Below are 17,073 nucleotides of genomic sequence, written 5' to 3'. Positions count from 1 at the left end.
GACGCCTCCTACGAGTCAGTGCTCGGAGTGCCGCTGCCGGTGAGATAGGTTTTGTAGAGCTGAATGATCTGCGGGCCGGCATCGGTTGACGGCGAGGGGCCGGCCACGTTGTCACCTTCGCACTTCTGCACGAACTGGCCGAAGATCTCCGCGTCTTTGCCGCCGCCATCCATGGGCTGCACCACGAAATAGCAGCCAAAACCGAGGACGGGGATCGAGGTTGCACCATTATTTTTCCCGGCGCAGTCGCCCACCACGATTTTCAGCATCCGGCGCTCGAATACCCCATTGCTCTCACAGCCACTGGCCCCTGCCATACACGCGGCAACGCTCGTACGCCAGTCGTTGTAGTCCAGTATCGGGTTGCCGCCCGCCGTGAGATTGCCATTGTTCGAGGTGACGGCTTGCCCGTTGTACTTCGGGCCTGTGCCGTCGTCAGTGATTGCGGGGTCACTGGACGTGGTCACCAAGTCCGGCGGATAGGCCGAGGCACTGATCTGGCCGCCCTGGTAGATGCCGAAGCGCGTATTCAGGCCTTGAGACGCAGGGCCGACCTTGTTGCCAGGTTCAGTCAGGACATTGTCCCCCACATTGCGGCAGACCTTGCCACCTCCGGCCATTTCTTCTTTGACCGCATTGCCGCCCGTGCCAAAATCGAGCAATTGAAAGTTGCCTGGACCAATGGGGTCGGACGATTTGCCGGAACCCGTCTTCAATACCTGCAAGTTACCAAATTGAAAACCCCAGAACATGCCAGCGGCCGGGTCGTTTTTAGTCTTATCGCCACAGACCATCAAAGGCGCGAGATCGCAGGGGCTGGTAGGGCTGGGTCCAGCGGTGGCAATCGCCGCCACCGCTTTGGTTCCCAGGCCACCAGGGCCGAATGCCTGGGCGAAGTTCCAGAAAAACCCCGTCAGCTTATAGCTCTGTACCGAAACCCGAACGTATTTGGCATCCGTCGGCCCGGGAAAGGCGAACGGGCCATAGACGCTGCTTGCCAGTTCCACCACTGCAAATGTACCGGCGTTGCCGCCGACCGCCGTGGCCAATTCGTTGTTGCCCGTGGCATTGGCATTTTGTATCAGCGTATTGAGCGCGGCGGTACGCGTCGCGTTGGCCGCGCTGACACTGTTGACGCCTCCCTCCACCTGACTCAGGGTCTTGGCGCCACTCAGGGCGGCGGCGTCCACCACATTCTGCAGGCGCGTTTTGTTCAGCATCATATGCCCGCCATCCAAAGCCAACGCCGCCATCATGGCCATCGACGCCAACGCGATCACCATCAATACACTTACCGATCCTTCCTGGCGCCTTGGCGTCGAAGTGAACGGCTGCTGAATACGAAGATTCATCATCAAGCCCTCGATTGCCGATACAGATCCGGATCGGCTCCGCCAATACCCTGGTGCCCAGATACCGGTTGCGCCCTGTCAACGAATGTTGACTACTTTGGCTTCGATCCCGCGGAAAACGGTGATACCCCCGCCCTCGCCACTGCTGCGCTGTACCACGCGTTTTGGCGCCTCGGCGGTGGCCACAGCCATGGCCGGGGCAGCAGGTGCAACAGGCGCAACGGCCGCGATTTTCTTCTCGAGGTTCAGTGGGTTACGCAGTGCCAGTTGCAACTTGCCTTCCGTCTGCGCCGTGACCAGGGCTTCCGCTTCAGAAGCCGACATCTCCAGCGTCACTGCGCGCACCACGACCGGCTGGGTCTTGTCGGTCCCCGCGGTCTGATCCACCGCCAACACCCGCAAGTTCTCGAGGATGGTCCTGGACGTGGCGCTGTTACTGCCGGTATTCGAGGCTTTGGTCGCCAGTACATCGACCCGGTTACCCGGCAAGAGGAATCCGCCGACACCTACCACATCGTCCACACGTACCGAAATGGCGCGTTTGTCAGGCGCAATCAAAGAGGCCAGGGTGCTGCCCCCCAGGTGCTCGCTCAGACGCGCACCACGCACAATGTCGCCCCGCAGAATGTCGAACGTTGCGATCTTGCCCACGGCTTTTTCGCTGGCATCGAAGGCATCATCCGGGATCGTATCCATGGGCATGCGTACGGTCGTGACCTGCTGGGCCTCGACCATCTGCCCGAATGGAATCTCTACCGTGGCGACCACCACGTTTCGAAGGTGGTCATCCGGGCTGGCATTGAGCCGTGCGCTCAGCCAGGAGTCAGCCATCCATGCAGCCCCAAGGCCCATGACCAGAGACACACCTATCAGGGTAAGCGTACGAGAGCTCATGTCAGTATCTCCGTATCAAAGAAAGTCGAGCTGGACGAAGTAGTTGTGCCAGGCCCATTCCAGCTCTTTCGGTGACAGTGGTCCGGAACCGCCCATATAACGCTGGCGATCGAGTGCCATGTTCAGGAGATCGCGGGGATGGCAAGGCACCAGGGGCATGCCTTCACTTGCATAAAGCCTTTGCAGCACATAACGCACCAGCAGCGGGTCGTAATAAATGCCCAGACGCTCGCTTTCCTGACGCCAGATTTTTTCGTACTCCTCGGGCTTCAGGTAACCGAAGTGCAGCTTGTAGCCAATCCGGCGAAGGAAGGCCTCATCAGCCAGTTCCAGGGGATTGAGGTTGGTGGAAAACACCAGAATCAGATCGAACGGCAACTCGCAATGCCGACCGCCGCCCAGGTTGAGGAAATCGCGTTTCTCTTCCATCGGGACGATCCAGCGATTAAACAGCTCGGCGGGTGCCATGCGCTGGCGCCCCATGTCATCAATGATGAACAGGCCATTGCTGGCCTTGAGCTGCAAGGCGGCCTGGTATTGACGGGTGAACGGGTCATAGCGAACGTCCAGCTGTTCCATGCTCAACTCACCGCCCGTGATGACGATTGGGCGTTTGCAGCACAGCAGTCGACGATCGATCCCTTCGTTGAGCATCAGATTGTTCTGCTGAGCGTTGTCATCGAGCCGCTGATGCACCTGCGGGTCATAGATCTCGATCACCGCCTCGTTGATGACAATGGCATGAGGAACCCAGATGGCCTCGGCGAACAGACGGATCAGCCGACTGCTGACATAGGTCTTGCCGGTACCCGCGGGGCCATAAATCATGATCGCGCGCCCGGAGTTCAGCGCCACACCCAGCTGATCGAGCATCCCCTCCGTGAGCACTACGCCAGCGAGGGCGTTGCGCATATCGTCGGCGTTGATGCGACCATGGTGAATGGTCTGCAGTTTGATCAGGGACCGGTAGGTACTCACCGGAAACGGTGCTGCGCCTATATAACCGCTACGCGACAACGCATCGCGGGCGGCACTGCGTCCGCGTTCGGTCAGGCCATAACGCAGCGACTGCCCGCCCATTTGACTCACCTGGCCGAGCACTTCGACACGGCCATCCTTGCGCAGAAACGCCAGGACCTCTTCAAGTACAGCGCCGGTCAGCGCCAAGCGTTCCACCAGCCGCGACATGTCCAGCACACCGGCGTCATGCAAATGCTTGCACACCAACTCGCCGAGAAAACTGTCGCTCAGACCCGTTTCGCGGATGGTGCATGGCTGGGGTGCCAGCCGTTGCACCGCTTCCCGAGCGCTGGGGTAGGCATGACTATCGACGATGACGTGCATGTCTAACCTCCGAATCCACCGGCAACGAGTTGCCAGTAGACGCTGTTCAAAGTGCCAATCAATATTGCAATCGAATAAGGAAAAGGCTTGCCGGCTACTTCATCCGAAGTTGGTACCAGATAAGTCCGTGCCCTTAAAATCAGCCAATAGCGCCCCAGGGTCTGAAACAATTGACCGCGAAACAACACGATCAACAAGCCGCACACGCCGCCGGCAATCAGGCTGAACATTGCAGCCCACAAAGCGAAATGGAACAGAAGAAAACTGCCGACCATGGCCATCAACTTGACGTCGCCAGCGGCCATGCCACCCACGGCATACATGGGCAGAAACAGCGCAAAACAGATCAGGATGCCCAGCAAGCTATCACCCAATCCGCTGACACCGCCTGAATAAGTCTGACCGGCCAAGCCCAGGGCAAGGCCCAATAGAACCAGCATGTTGGGAATACGGTGGCGAAGCAGATCGCTCACCACCGCGACGCCCAGCAGTCCTAGCAGTACAACTGTCGACACCAGCAATTCCATGGACATGGCGCGTCTCCCCTGGCGGGAATCATCGTTATTAGCAAGCTGTACCGCCATTAGCGGTAACGGCATTGCACAGCGCCTTGATTTGGAGATTCACATTTGATCCAAGGGTAGTGAACGCCACGACAACACCTACCGTAATCAGCCCACCCGCCACCGCGTACTCCACAATGGTCAGGCCATCCTCATCTTTGATGAACTTCAGTACCGAAGCCTGGATTGTTTGCATGATCATTTTGCTCACCTCTCTAGCGGCCATACTGCTCAAAATGTTCATCGGCAGAGACGATGCGAAGCCCATTTAGAAGAATGTCCGGCAGCCCTAACAGCAAAATAGAGGCACGAACTACTCGATGGACATCGCCCCGTCCCCTGGCGGGAGTCATCGTTATTAGCAAGCTGTACCGCCATTAGCTTTAACGGCATTGCACAGCCCCTTGATTTGGAGATTCACATTTGATCCAAGGGTAGTGAACGCCACGACAACACCTACCGTAATCAACCCACCCGCCACCGCGTATTCCACAATGGTCAGACCATCTTCGTCTTTGATGAACTTCAGTACCGAAGCCTTGATTGTTTGCATGATCATTTTGCCCACCTCACTCGAATGTTGTTTTTCCGGAGGCAGTACTTTCTGCGCTGCCTGATGCAACCCTAGTCAGGGTGCAGGCATAGGCGTTAGGAGGATTTTGCACATCGTTAGGATTTTTTTGCGGGACGGCCAAAGACGGGGCGCGGGCCTTTGCAGAGGTAACGGGAGGAGGTAAACAAGGCATTGAAACGCAAAGGCAATTGTCATTGATTCACAAGCGACAAGCGGTAAAACCCGGGTTCGTCGACAACACACCAACAAACACTCGCCCAGCGCAGCCTTCCAAGCAACACATAGAACTAATAGAACGAATAGAACGAATAATAGTTTTTCTTATCGCGATTAAATCTGCAAAGTAATGGCACATTGGTAATACTGCGTAGCGAAGAGAGGCATTAAGAACTCTAGAGTAAAAACATGACGTCCAATTTCAACAGAAGGCCATCGCTCCTATGGTTCGATCTGACTCATGATCGGTCCACCCGGGAACTCATCGCGCAGTTTGAGGATACCTGCGACTGCAAATTGGCGAAAAACTCCGTGTTGCCCATCAGGGAACAGGCAGACATGATCTGCATCCATTTTGATCGCCCTGATACTTCGGGTTTAAGGCTACTGCTGGAGATCAAACGCACCACCCCCACCATCCCGATCACCATGTTCACCGTGCAGCACTCAGAGGAACTGGCTGTATGGGCCATGCGCTCCAGCGTCTGGGAATACATGGTGCTTCCGCTCTCGGCCGCGGAGAAGAAGCGTTACTTGACGGCGGTGGTGCAGCTCTGCGAACTGCGCCGAAATGCCAACGGCCAGGGCAAGTCATCGCAGATCGACCACTCCCCTACCCTGCCGGACAGCATCCGGTTGACCTCAGGACACCAAAAACACCAGGCGCTGAACAGCATCATGCTGTACATCGAACAGCACTTTCGAGACAGCATCGATCAGAGGGTTTTGGCGCAGCGCTGCGGCATGACGTCATTTCGCTTCAGCCGCCTGTTCAAGGAAGCCAATGGACTTGGCTTCACGGATTACATCTTGAACAAGCGCATGAACTTCGCCAAAGAACTGCTCGACAACAGCCAGATGCCTATTACCAGCATCGGCTATGAGTCCGGCTTCAAGGATCCTTCCTACTTCGCTCGGGCCTTCAAGCAGTTTGCAAACTGCACACCCAGCGAATACCGCTTGGCACGCCAACTCAGAGCGGCTGCAACTGCGCAACTGGTGCTGGACGAGAAAACCACTGAAGCGCTCGAAAGCCTGGTACAAAGCCTCGGCGCTTGATTTGGTTTTATATGCGCAAACAAAAACGCCGCTCATTGCCGAGCGGCGTTTTCGTTAAATATGGAGCGGGAAACGAGACTCCAATCCAAGCTTTAACTCTTTGAAATTATTAGACTTTTATCGAGCACTACACTTTCAACGGGCACAAACATGGACTGCACCTCCGAGTGAGTGCGCCCTGCCAGGCGCACAAAAAAGGTGTGTGGCAACCGCCACACACCTCAAATTGCTTTGAGCTCAACTTTGTCGAAAAGGCCTCCTTATCCCACCAGATTGAAGTCCGTCTGATCAACGGTCGCACTGCTGACACCCACAAGGTGGATGGTGTCCGCCCCGATCGCAACCACCGTGTCCGCCCCGTCAGCCGTTATGGTCACGTTGGCAGCGAACGTCGCGCTGCTGATCCCCAGCCCCGTGATATCGATCAAGTCCTGCGCGCCGCCCGGATTGGCTCCGAAGTTCAGGATCGTATCGTTGCCGAAACCTGCGGCAGCAAACACGAAAGTATCGTTGCCGGCGAAGCCGCCATTCATCAGGTCGTTACCGCCACCGCCGATGAGAACGTCATTACCCGCACCACCCACGATCGCGTTGGCGAGCTCGTTGCCGCTGCCCGCAAAGTTGCCGCTGCCGCCGAAAAACAGATTGTCGACGTTGGCACCCAGGGTGTAGCTCGCGAGCGAGGTCCAGACCGTATCCGTGTCTGCGCCGGCGAGCTCGTTCACCACGTCCCCAGGGTCGGTGACTTCGTAGGTATCGCTGCCGACGCCACCGACCATCGTGTCGGCACCTGCGCCACCGAGGATGAGGTCGTTACCTGCGCCGCCGATGAGGACGTCGTTACCCGCACCGCCCACGATCGCGTTGTCGAGCTCGTTGCCGGTGCCCGCAAAGTTGCCGCTGCCACCGAAAAACAGATTTTCGACGTTGGCACCCAGCGTGTAGCTCGCGAGCGAGGTCCAGACCGTGTCGCTGCCGGCACCGGCGAGTTCGCTCACCACGTCCCCAAGGTCGGTGACTTCATAGACATCGCTGCCGACACCGCCGACCATCGTGTCGACACCTGCGCCACCGAGGATGACGTCGTTACCTGCGCCGCCGACCAGGGAGTCGTTACCCGCACCGCCCACGATCGTGTTGTCGAGCTCGTTGCCGCTGCCCGCAAAGTTGCCGCTGCCGCCGAAAAACAGATTGTCGACGTTGGCACCCAGGGTGTAGCTCGCGAGCGAAGTCCAGACCGTGTCAGTGCCGGCACCGGCGAGCTCGTTCACCCCGTCCCCAAGGTCGGTGACTTCATAGACATCGTTGCCGACACCGCCAGCCATCGTGTCGGCACCTGCGCCACCGATGAGGACGTCGTTACCCGCACCGCCTACGAGCGTGTTGTCGAGCTCGTTGCCGATGCCCACAAAGTTGCCGCTGCCGCCGAAAAACAGATTCTCGACGTTGGCACTCAGGGTGTAGCTCCCGAGCGAGGTCCAGACCGTGTCGTTGCCGGCACCGGCGAGCTCGGTCACCACGTCCCCAAGGTCGGTGACTTCGTAGACATCGTCGCCAACACCGCCGGCCATGGTATCGGCACCCGTACCCCCGATGAGAATGTCATTGCCCGCGTCACCATTGAGGATGTCGTTGCCGCCCAAGCCGTTCAGGATGTCGTTGCCATCACCTCCGCTGGCCAAGTCGTCGCCTATCGTGCCGGTCCATATGTCGACACCCGCGGTACCGACAAACAGATCACCGACCAATGTCGTTGCAGCAGAGGTGACTCGCTCAAGTGTGCCGAGGTCATCGGTGTAACTCGCGACGACACGCAGTTGCTGACCGGTCTGCGTCGGGTCGGGCGTGAAGGTCGTGCCCGTCGCGCCGGCGATGTCAGCAAAAATCGCACCGCTTCCCACCTGCCACTGATGGGTAATCACCGAGGTCGTGGTCCCGTTGGCGTCGGTGAACGCATCTGTGGCGGTCAAGGCCGAGCCTGGCGTCGGGGTCGTATCGCTGATCAGCACCGTTCCAACCGGTAGGACATTGACGGTGCCGGTACCGGCCGCCGTGATCGGTGCGGTCGGCGCCGAGAACACCTCCTCCAGCACGCCATTGGCGTCCTTGTAGACCGCCCTGACGCGCAGAGCCAGTCCGGTTGGCACGACGAGTTCAGGGATAGCCGGCACGGCGCCGATGAGGGTCGCCGGTGGTGCAATCCTGAGTTCCGAGCCCACCGTGACGGTCGTGCCCTCCGCGCGCGCGACTTCTCCGGCGGCAAAGAAGGTGATGTCTTCGAATACGCCCGAGCCCGGGCGCGCTTCGAACTGCCAGAAGATACTGATGGGCCCGGTGATCGCGCCGCCGGTCGCGGTATTGTCGGCATCAGTGATGTCTGCCGCCGATACCGTCAGCGTCTGGCCGACGGCGGGCGTAGGATCGTCGATCCTCAGCGAACCGACTGGCGCCGAGTTCAAACCGCCAAGCACGATCGCCTGATCGGAGAACTGCAACCGCTCGATATTGCTGAGGGTGTCGATCCCGTCCCTGCCAGCGACACTGTCGGTGACCGTAACGGTGCCGTTGACGTTTTCGACCACGGTGTAATCCGCAAAATTGCCGGAGTACAGCGCCGTATCGAAGTCGGGACCGGCCGCCGTCAGGATTTCGCGGACGATCTGGAGCTGGCCGGGGTTGTAGGTGCCGTTCAACATGAGCGGGACCAAGGGCGTCATGCTGTCGAAGCTGGCGATTTCCGGCCCGGTGCCATCGATGTTCTGCCGCACGCTGATGCGTACGTTGAGCCACTTGTCGCCGTCGATGAGGTCATCGCCGCCACGGCCTTCGATGACGTCGCTGCCGGCGCCGCCCAGGACGATGTTGCCCCCGTCGAACTTATCGTCGGCCGTGCCGGCGATACCATCCGCGCCGTTGCCGGCGCTACCGACGAAGTCCCGCAGACCGCTGATGAGATCGAAGTTGGTGAGCACGCTGCCCTTGGCGCCAGCGATGGCGAGCAAGTCGGCAGTGGAGTCATCGCCGCTGAGGAAATCGGCGTGGGCCGATCCCGACAGCCCTTCTACCAGGTCCAACCGGGCAAGAATCGACGCGGTGGAACCGGGCACCGCCGGTTGATCGAAGAAGCGCAGCCTGGAGTTGAGGCCGATGGTCACGCCGGCCGGATCGTCCTTGAAGGTTGCCCAATCGTAACCGGAGAACCCGATGAAACGGTCCGCCTCGCTGGGGCTGCCGATCATGATGTCATCACCGCCCTCCCCGTCGAAGTTGTCCGGTCCGCCATCGCCCATGAAGACGTCGTTGCCATTGATCGGATCGTTTCCGAATGGGTCGAAGTTGTCGCCGGCAACGCCATCGGCGGATCCGCCCTGGATCCAGTCGTCACCTTCGCCACCGCGCGCGAATTCGTTCGCCTTGCTGCCGAGGATGAAGTCGTTGCCCAGGCCGCCGCTGGTGTCGGCCGCGTCCTCGCCGGTGACGATGAAGTCCTGACCGGCCTGGCCGAGGATCAGGTTGAGGCCGTTGCCGCCCTGAATGACGTCGTTGCCGTCCTCCCCGTGGATGACGTCGTCGCCGCCCATGTCCGTGATGATGTCGTCACCGGTACCGCCAAAGAGTTGGTCGTTGCCGTAGCCGCCATCGATCCGATCGTTACCGGCATCGCCATAGACCGTGTCGTCGTCAGAGTCGCCGGCAATGAGGATGTCGTTGCCGGGCGTGCCGCCCAATACGACCGTGTCGGCGCCGGTGTAGTGCAGGTAGTTGCTATCCGGTCCCGGTGTGGCGGGGTTGTCGCGGATCACCAGCGGTGTGAGGAAGTCAGTGCGTGGTGAGCCAATCGGGTGGTCCGACGGACCAAAAGGATCGGCGTTGGCCGGCAGATCATCGACGGTGCCGACAATGCCGTCGGGACCGGCAATCACACTCGGGTTGTACTGGTTCGCCTGGTTGACCTCCAGAGTGTAGGCCGGCGTCAGGAAAACCCTGGCCGAGAGGTGTGTTGCGTCGGTATTGGCCATCACCAGCGCGGAGAACGTGTTGTTCTCAAGCTCGGCGCCAAAGTCCATCGAGGCGGTGCGTTCCAGATAGTAGAAGCGGTCTCCGTCCTGGAGTTTCTCCATCTGGTTCTCGAAGACGAAGTTGAAGGTCGAGCCGAGCATGCCGCCAAAGGGCATCTTCTCCTCGGCCAGCCCGCCAACCCAAAAGTCGACGTTATCCAGGCCGGTGATGGTCACATCGTCTGCCGTGTGCAAGATGCCGTCCGTACCAGCGGTGCTGGTCCAGGCGCCGGTGCTATTGAGGAAGTCGATACGATCAGCCGGTGCACCCGCACCGCCGAGCACTATGAGCGAGGCAGCCGCGCGCTTGTCCGCCAGCGTGAGGGCGTCGGTGATGCTCGAATGCGTGCCGTAGGCGGCGATGAAGTTGATCAGCGATTCCGGGTGCTTTATGTGCTGCACAAAATCGGCCCAGCTCGTGTAGGGCTTGAGCTCTGCGTCGCCGGTGGGCGCATAGAACTCCCGCCGCGCCGCGTTCAGGGACGGAACGCCGGTATCGCGGCCGCGCGCCAGGTTGATGGCGGGCAGATCGAGCGGCAGGCCCAGCAGGTTGTTGCGCAGGGCTTCGGTGACGAACTCGTCGATTTCGTTGCCCACCTGACGGGTCACGCCGCGCACGATGGCACCGGCCGCCTGTTCCGGAGTGGGGCCGCTGCCCGCGAACTCGAGCGGGTTGAGGAAGGCCTGAATCAGCCCGATATCGCTCGAGGCGAAGTTCGGATCCAGCCGGTCGACCTGCTCCAGCAGCATCGAGTGCCCGAAGCGATAGACGGTGTGCGCGAACTCGGCAACGATGCTCGGATCGATCGCGGTGTCGTACACCTGGCCAGGGGCGAAGAAGGGATCGACCATCGGCTGGATCGTACGCGCGAACTCTTCGAACACCAGGTGCTGGTACTGCATCTCGGTGCCGAACTTCGCCGTCTGGAACAGGCGCTCGCCGTTCCAGTCGAGGGTCGAGGTGTCGGCGGGAACGGCAGTGACGGGCGTCAGCAGCCACTCGTTCAGGAACGACACGTCGCCGCTTGCCGCTGTCGCCAGGACCACCGCCATGGTGTGATCGACCAAGCGGTTGTGCTCATGGTGGAAGATGGAATGGACAGTGGTCAGGCCGATGTTCTCATTGACCCGGCCGTCGCCGGCAATGTAGTGCGCGTCCAATAGTTCGTTGTCGTAGAAGCCCGGCGCAGGTGTACCTCCAATGATATTGTCCGCATCGGGCAGGAGTGCTGCGCCGGTCTGGTCGTCCACCGGAACCGCGGTGTGCGCGATGTCGTTGAGGAAGGCATGGCCGGTGCGCGCGGCGTTGACCAGGCTGATGGGCGCCGCCGGATTGCCTTCAACGAGCACATCGTCGGCCGTGCCGGCAATACCGTCCGGACCCAACATCACCACCTGAGGGAAACCGTTCGGACCCTTGATGAAATTGCCGTAGGCGTCGGTCGCCAGCAATGGCACGTTGTTGAAATCGGCATCGGTGAGATTGATCCCGAGCAGATCATGGGCTTGCGCCTTGACCACCTTCCAGGTGGCCATGCCACCGATCCCGACGTCATCGGCCGTACCGAACACGCCATCGGCGCCCAGATCACGATTTTCGATCAACTTGCCGGTGGCCACCGGATCGCCCGCTGCGTTGAGCTCATAGGCACGCAGGAACACCTGGTGCGAAGGATGCGAGCTGTAGGTCTGGTTCTGGTCGACAAACGGCGAGGTGGTGTTGGTGTTCTCGTGGATGTCGTCGGCCGTGCCCAGAATGCCATCGGGGCCGGGCTGATTGGTGGCGCGCGTCAGCACCATGAAGTTGGTCGGGCTACCGGGCACGAACAGCGGGTCATCCGGCTGCAGCGGAATGAACACGGTGCCCGAGCCGCCCTTGGTGACGAGGTCCAGGCCATGGTCGAAAAACTGGCCGAAGAAGGTCATCCATTGGTTGAAGGGCGCGGTCAGGCCCGCGTCGGGGCTCACGTTCGGGTCGAAGAAGGTCTGGAACGTCGTGCCATCGGTGCGGGTTCCGGTAACCACCTGTGCACCAACCTTCAAGACATCGTCAGCGGTGCCGAGGATGCCATCCAGACCGGGATCGAAGGTGGCCGCGACCGCCGCCGGGTTGTTGGCGGTCTGGTCGACGATCAGGTTGCTGATGGTGCGCGGCTGCGAGTCGTTCACCAGGCCGCTGGTCTGGGTGTAGCTCGTGCCGGCGTCGGCCGTGCGGAAGTCCGGCGTGGTCAGGCGCGGGAATACATTATCGGCGGCACCGAACTCGGGATGGAGCAGGTTGTTGTCCGTCCCTTCGACCGTTCGCAATCCGTACGGCACTCGTACGTTCGGCAGCAGAGAAACCAGGTTCTCACCAGCCGCGTGGTGTTCCGCTATCTTGATCTGGTCAAGGATGAACGCCAGGTCGGATTGAGTGTAACGCACACCATTGCTGGGGGCACTGGTCTGCGGATCGATCAGCGAAGGCGCCGGTGCGGGGGCTGGCGCCGCGGCCACTACTGCCGTAGTCGGTGCCGAGAATACCTGCTCGGTCACGCCATGATCGTCCGCATAGAAGGCTTTAACGCGCACAGCCAGGCCGGCAAGATCCGACGTCACCGTGAGAGTGGGCGCGTCCGCTCGTGTAAATCCGATACCGATGCGACCTGGCCCGAGGATGATGTCCTCGAAGACGCCCGAGCCCGGTGTCGCTTCAAACTGCCATATGTAACTGATGGAATTGTGGATCGCCCCGCCCGCGTTGTCGCCATCGGTGATGCCTGCCGCCGACACGGTCAGCGTCTGGCCAACGGTCGGCGCGGTGTTATCCACCGTCAGCGCGCCTACCGGCTCAGCGTTGAGCCCCGGCACGAGGACCATCGACTGATCGGAGAACTGCAGCCGTTCGATGTGGGTGAGACGGTCGGTTTCTTCCTTGCCGACATTGTCGGTCACGGTGACGATGTCGTCGGCAAAGTTGACCGGGGTGCCGTTATCGTTGACGGTGACTGTGTAGTTCGCCAGCGGGCCCATGAAGTTGACGGTGTCGAATCCGCCCACGCCCGGCAGGATCTCACGCACGGCGACGAGCTGACCAGGATTGTAGGTGCCGTTCAGCATGAGCGGGATCATCGGCGTCATGCTGTCGAAAGTGGCGATCTCCGGCCCGGTGCCATCCACGTTCTGACGCACGCTGATGCGCACGTTGAGCCAACTGTCACCGTCGATGAGGTCGCTGCCGCCACGGCCTTCAATGATGTCGCTGCCATCGCCGCCGAGGATGATGTTGCCCGCGCCGAACTGATCGTCGGCCGTCCCCCCGATACCGTCGGCACCGAAACCGGCGCTGCCGACGAAGGCCCGCAGGCCGCTGACGAGATCGAAGTTGGTGAGGATGCTGCCCCTGGCCGTGATGTTGGCGATGATGGCCGCGTTTTGTTCGTCGCCGCGCAGGAAGTCGGCGAAGGCCGACCCCGACAGGCCCTCCACTTCCGCGAACCGGTCATAGACCGAATCGGGCGATTGCGCCACCGCGCCCACGATATTGCCCGCAGCGTCGGGCACCGCGTGATAGGGACTGAAGAAGGGGACTACCATGTCGACGGTCACGCCGTACTTGTCATTCTTGTAGGTAGTCCAGTCGAACCCGGACATGCCGTCCATCTTGTCCTGAGCGTCGCTGGCGACGAAGGTGTCGTCGCCGCCCTCACCGATCATTTCATCGAAGCCGCCGGTGCCGATGAAAATGTCGTTGCCGGGCACATCGTCGGACAATGTCGGGCTCATGTTATCGCCGGGCGCACCGTCCTGGGTGCCGCCCTCGATCCAGTCGTCGCCTTCGTTGCCGGTCGGCGCGAGGTTGACCTTGGCGCCGAGGATGAAATCGTCGCCCGCGCCGGCGAAGGTCATCGTGATGTCTTCGGTGGTGATGATGAAGTCTTTGCCAGCGCCGCCGAAGACCAGGTTGTTGAGGCCGAGGGTCGAGTTGCCGGCCTGGATGACGTCGTTGCCGTCCTCGCCGCGCAGGGTGTCACTGCCGCCGATGTCGGTGATGATGTCGTCGCCGGCACCGCCAAAGACGTTGTCGTTGCCGTAGCCGCCGTCGAGGCGGTCGTTGCCGGCGTCGCCATAGACGGTGTCGTCGTCCGAGTCGCCGGCAATGAGGATGTCGTCGCCGGCCGTGCCGCCAAGCACGACCGTATCGCCGCCGGTGTAGTGCAGGTAGTTGGTATCCGGGCCCACTGTGTCGGGGTTGTCGCGGATCACCAGCGGCGTGAAATGGTCAATACGTGGTGAGCCGATCGGGTGCACCGACGGGCCAAAGGGGTCGGCGTTGGCTGGCAGGTTGTCGGCGGCCTCATTGACTGGTGTCAATGGATTGTCGACCAGTATGCCATCCGGCCCGGCCACCACGCTTGCGTTGAACTGGCGCGTCGGGTCGGTCTCCAGGGTGAAGGCCGGCGTCAGGAATATGTTAGCCGACAGGTGTGTTGCGTCGCTGTTGAGCATCACCAGATTGGCGAACGAATTGTTCTCAAGCTCAGTGCCGAAGTTGAGTCCCGCGGTGCGTGCCAGGTAGTAGAAGCGGTCACCATTTTGCAGGTTTTCCAACTGGGTTTCGAAGACGAAGTTGAAGCTCGAACCCAGCAGGCCGCCAAAGGGCATTTTCTCCTCGGCCAGGCCACCGATCCAGTAGTCGACGTTGTCCAGGCCGGTGATGGTCACGTCGTCTGCGGTGTTCAGAATTCCGTCCGCACCGGCGTTGCTGGCCCAGGCACCGGTACTGTGCAGGAAGTCCAGGCGATCAGCCGGCGCCGTGGCGCTGCCGAGCACGAGATCCGCAGCCGCGGCGCGCTTTTCCGCCATCGTCGTAGCGCCAGTGATGGTCGAGTGCGTGCCGTAGGCGGCGATAAAATTGATCAGCGATTCCGGGTGTTTCATGTGCTGCACGAAATCGGCCCAGCTCGTGTAGGGGGTCAACTGGCTGTCGCCGGTCATGTGGTAGAACTCGCGCCGCGCCGCATTCAGCGACGGGATGCCGGTGTCGCGGCCGCGCGCCAGGTTGAGGGCGGCCAGGTCCAGCGGCAGACCGACCAGGTTGTTGCGCACAGCGTCGGTCACGAACTCGTCGATCTCGTTGCCGACCTGGCGGGTCAGGCCGCGTACGATGGCGCCTGCCGCCTGCTCAGGGGTAGGGCCGCTCCCAGCGAATGACAACGGGTTGAGGAAGGCCGCGATCAGGCCGGTTTGTTGATTGCCCGGCTCAGTCGGATTGCCGTCGCCGACGACGTTGAAGTTGGGGTCGAAGCGATCGACCGTCTCCACCAGCATCGAGTGGCCGAAGCGAAAGACCGTGTGCGCGAACTCGGCGACGATCGACGGATCGATGGTGGTGTCGTTACCCATAGGCGCCAGGAAGACGTCCACTTGCGGCTGGATGGTGCGCGCGAACTCCTCGAACACCAGGTGCTGGTACTGCATCTCGGTGCCGAATTTGGCCGCCTGGAACAACCGCTCGCCGTTCCAGTGCAAGGCCGCGATGTCGGTCGGCGTCACTGGAAGCGCTGTCAGTTGGGCATCGGGCATCAACCACTTGTTCAGGAAATCGAGGTCGGCGGAGGCCAGCACCGTCGCCTTGGTATCGTCAACCAGCCGGTTGTGCTCGCTGTGGAAGATGGAATGCACCGTGGTCAGGCCGATGTTCTCGTTGACCCGGCCATCGCCGGCGATGTAGTGCGCATCCAACAACTCGTTGTCGTAAGTGCCGGGCGCACCCAGGCCGCCAATGACGGTGTCCGCGTCAGGCGTCAGGCCTCCGGTCGGATCGGCGCTGTGTGCAATGTCGATGAGGAACTGGTGGCCGGTGCGCACGGCGTTCGTCAGGCTGATGGGTGCAGCCAGATTACCCTCGACGAGCACGTCATCGGCCGTGCCGGCAATGCCATCCGCGCCCATCATCACGACTTGGGGGAGGCCATTAGGCCCTTTGATGAAGTTGCCGTAATCATCGGTCGCCAGCAATGGCACGTTGTCGAAATCGGCATCAGTGAGATTGATGCCGAGCAGATCATGGGCTTGTGCCTTGACCACTTTCCAGGTGGCCATGCCGCCGATTTCGACGTCATCAGCGGTACCGAAATGCCCATCGGCGCCCAGGTCACGATTGGTGATCAACTTGCCGGTGGCCACTGGATCGCCAGCTGCGTTGAGCTCATAGGCGCGCAGGAACACCTGATGCGAGGGATGCGAGCTGTAGGTCTGGTTCTGGTCGACAAACGGCGAGGTGGTGTTTTGCTGTTCGTGGATGTCGTCGGCCGTGCCGAGAATGCCGTCGGCGCCGGGCAGATTGGTGGCCCGCGTCAACACCATGAAGTTGGTCGGGCTACCAGGCACGAACAGTGGATCGTCGGGTTGCAGCGCAATGAACACCGTGCCCGAGCCGCCCTTGGTGACCAGGTCGAGGCCGTGGTCGAAGAACTGGCCGAAGAAGGTCATCCAGGCGTTGAAGGGCGCGGTCAGGCCCGCGTCCGGCGTGATATTAGGGATCTGGAAGACGGAAACGTCGTCGGCGGTGCCGAACAGGCCATCCAGACCGGGGCTGGTGACGACTTGTGAATCTGGATTGGCCGCTGCAGCCGCGACTGCCGCCGGATTGTTGGCGGTCTGGTCCACGATCAGGTTGCTGATGGTGCGCGGCTGAGAGTCGAAGACGGCACCGCTGGTCTGGAGGTAGGAGGTCGGCGTGGTTCCGCCAGGATCGGCGGGGCCGAAGAAGCCGGCCGGCTGGACCTGCGCGGTATTGAACACCGGCGTCGTCATGCGCGGAAAGAAATTGTCGGCGGCACCGAACTGGGGATTGGCCAGGTTGTTGTCGAAGCCGGAGACGGTGCGCAGGCCGAAGGGTACTTCTACGTTCGGCAGCATTTCAGCCAGACTCGCGCCTGCCGCATGCCGTTCGGCGATGAAAATTTGTTCGAGAATGAACTCAAGATCGGACTTGATGAAGCTGGCCATGGCTGTTTCCTCGATGCTTA

Annotated in this window: 8 protein-coding genes; 1 reads left to right on the top strand and 7 read right to left on the bottom strand. The window is 60.9% G+C overall.

What is annotated here, in order from left to right:
- Positions 1-8: 8 nt before the first annotated feature.
- From KGB06_RS14555 to KGB06_RS14530, 6 genes are all read right to left on the bottom strand, one after another.
- Positions 9-1,355 (bottom strand): Tad domain-containing protein, encoded by a 1,347-nt coding sequence (locus KGB06_RS14555; RefSeq protein WP_223516916.1) that lies wholly within the window; start codon positions 1,353-1,355, stop codon positions 9-11.
- Between the two features lie 75 nt (positions 1,356-1,430).
- Complete coding sequence (cpaB, locus tag KGB06_RS14550) at positions 1,431-2,246, bottom strand: Flp pilus assembly protein CpaB (protein WP_223516852.1); 816 nt, start codon at positions 2,244-2,246, stop codon at positions 1,431-1,433.
- A gap of 15 nt (positions 2,247-2,261) precedes the next feature.
- A complete protein-coding gene (locus KGB06_RS14545; RefSeq protein WP_223516850.1) occupies positions 2,262-3,590 on the bottom strand; it encodes an AAA family ATPase in 1,329 nt (442 codons plus the stop codon).
- A gap of 2 nt (positions 3,591-3,592) precedes the next feature.
- Entirely contained in the window at positions 3,593-4,123 is a 531-nt protein-coding gene (locus KGB06_RS14540) for a prepilin peptidase (protein WP_223516848.1), read from the bottom strand.
- A gap of 31 nt (positions 4,124-4,154) precedes the next feature.
- Positions 4,155-4,355, bottom strand: a complete 201-nt coding sequence (locus KGB06_RS14535; RefSeq protein WP_223516846.1) for a Flp family type IVb pilin — start codon at positions 4,353-4,355, stop codon at positions 4,155-4,157.
- A gap of 156 nt (positions 4,356-4,511) precedes the next feature.
- Entirely contained in the window at positions 4,512-4,712 is a 201-nt protein-coding gene (locus KGB06_RS14530; protein ID WP_223516844.1) for a Flp family type IVb pilin, read from the bottom strand.
- A 420-nt stretch (positions 4,713-5,132) separates the two neighbouring features.
- Here KGB06_RS14530 and KGB06_RS14525 point away from each other — a divergent pair, with 420 nt between their 5' ends.
- Positions 5,133-6,002: an AraC family transcriptional regulator gene (locus KGB06_RS14525; protein ID WP_223516842.1), complete on the top strand. Its 870-nt coding sequence runs from the start codon at positions 5,133-5,135 to the stop codon at positions 6,000-6,002.
- 260 nt (positions 6,003-6,262) lie between these two features.
- Here KGB06_RS14525 and KGB06_RS14520 read toward each other — a convergent pair whose 3' ends face one another.
- Complete coding sequence (locus tag KGB06_RS14520) at positions 6,263-17,053, bottom strand: peroxidase family protein (RefSeq protein WP_223516840.1); 10,791 nt, start codon at positions 17,051-17,053, stop codon at positions 6,263-6,265.
- Positions 17,054-17,073 lie beyond the last annotated feature (20 nt).

Origin of the sequence: Pseudomonas sp. GL-B-19 (assembly GCF_019956415.1) — a bacterium.
Classification (GTDB): Bacteria; Pseudomonadota; Gammaproteobacteria; order Pseudomonadales; family Pseudomonadaceae; genus Aquipseudomonas.
The sequence above is the reverse complement of the archived record's forward strand: the minus strand, read 5'-3'. Positions and strand labels throughout refer to the sequence as shown.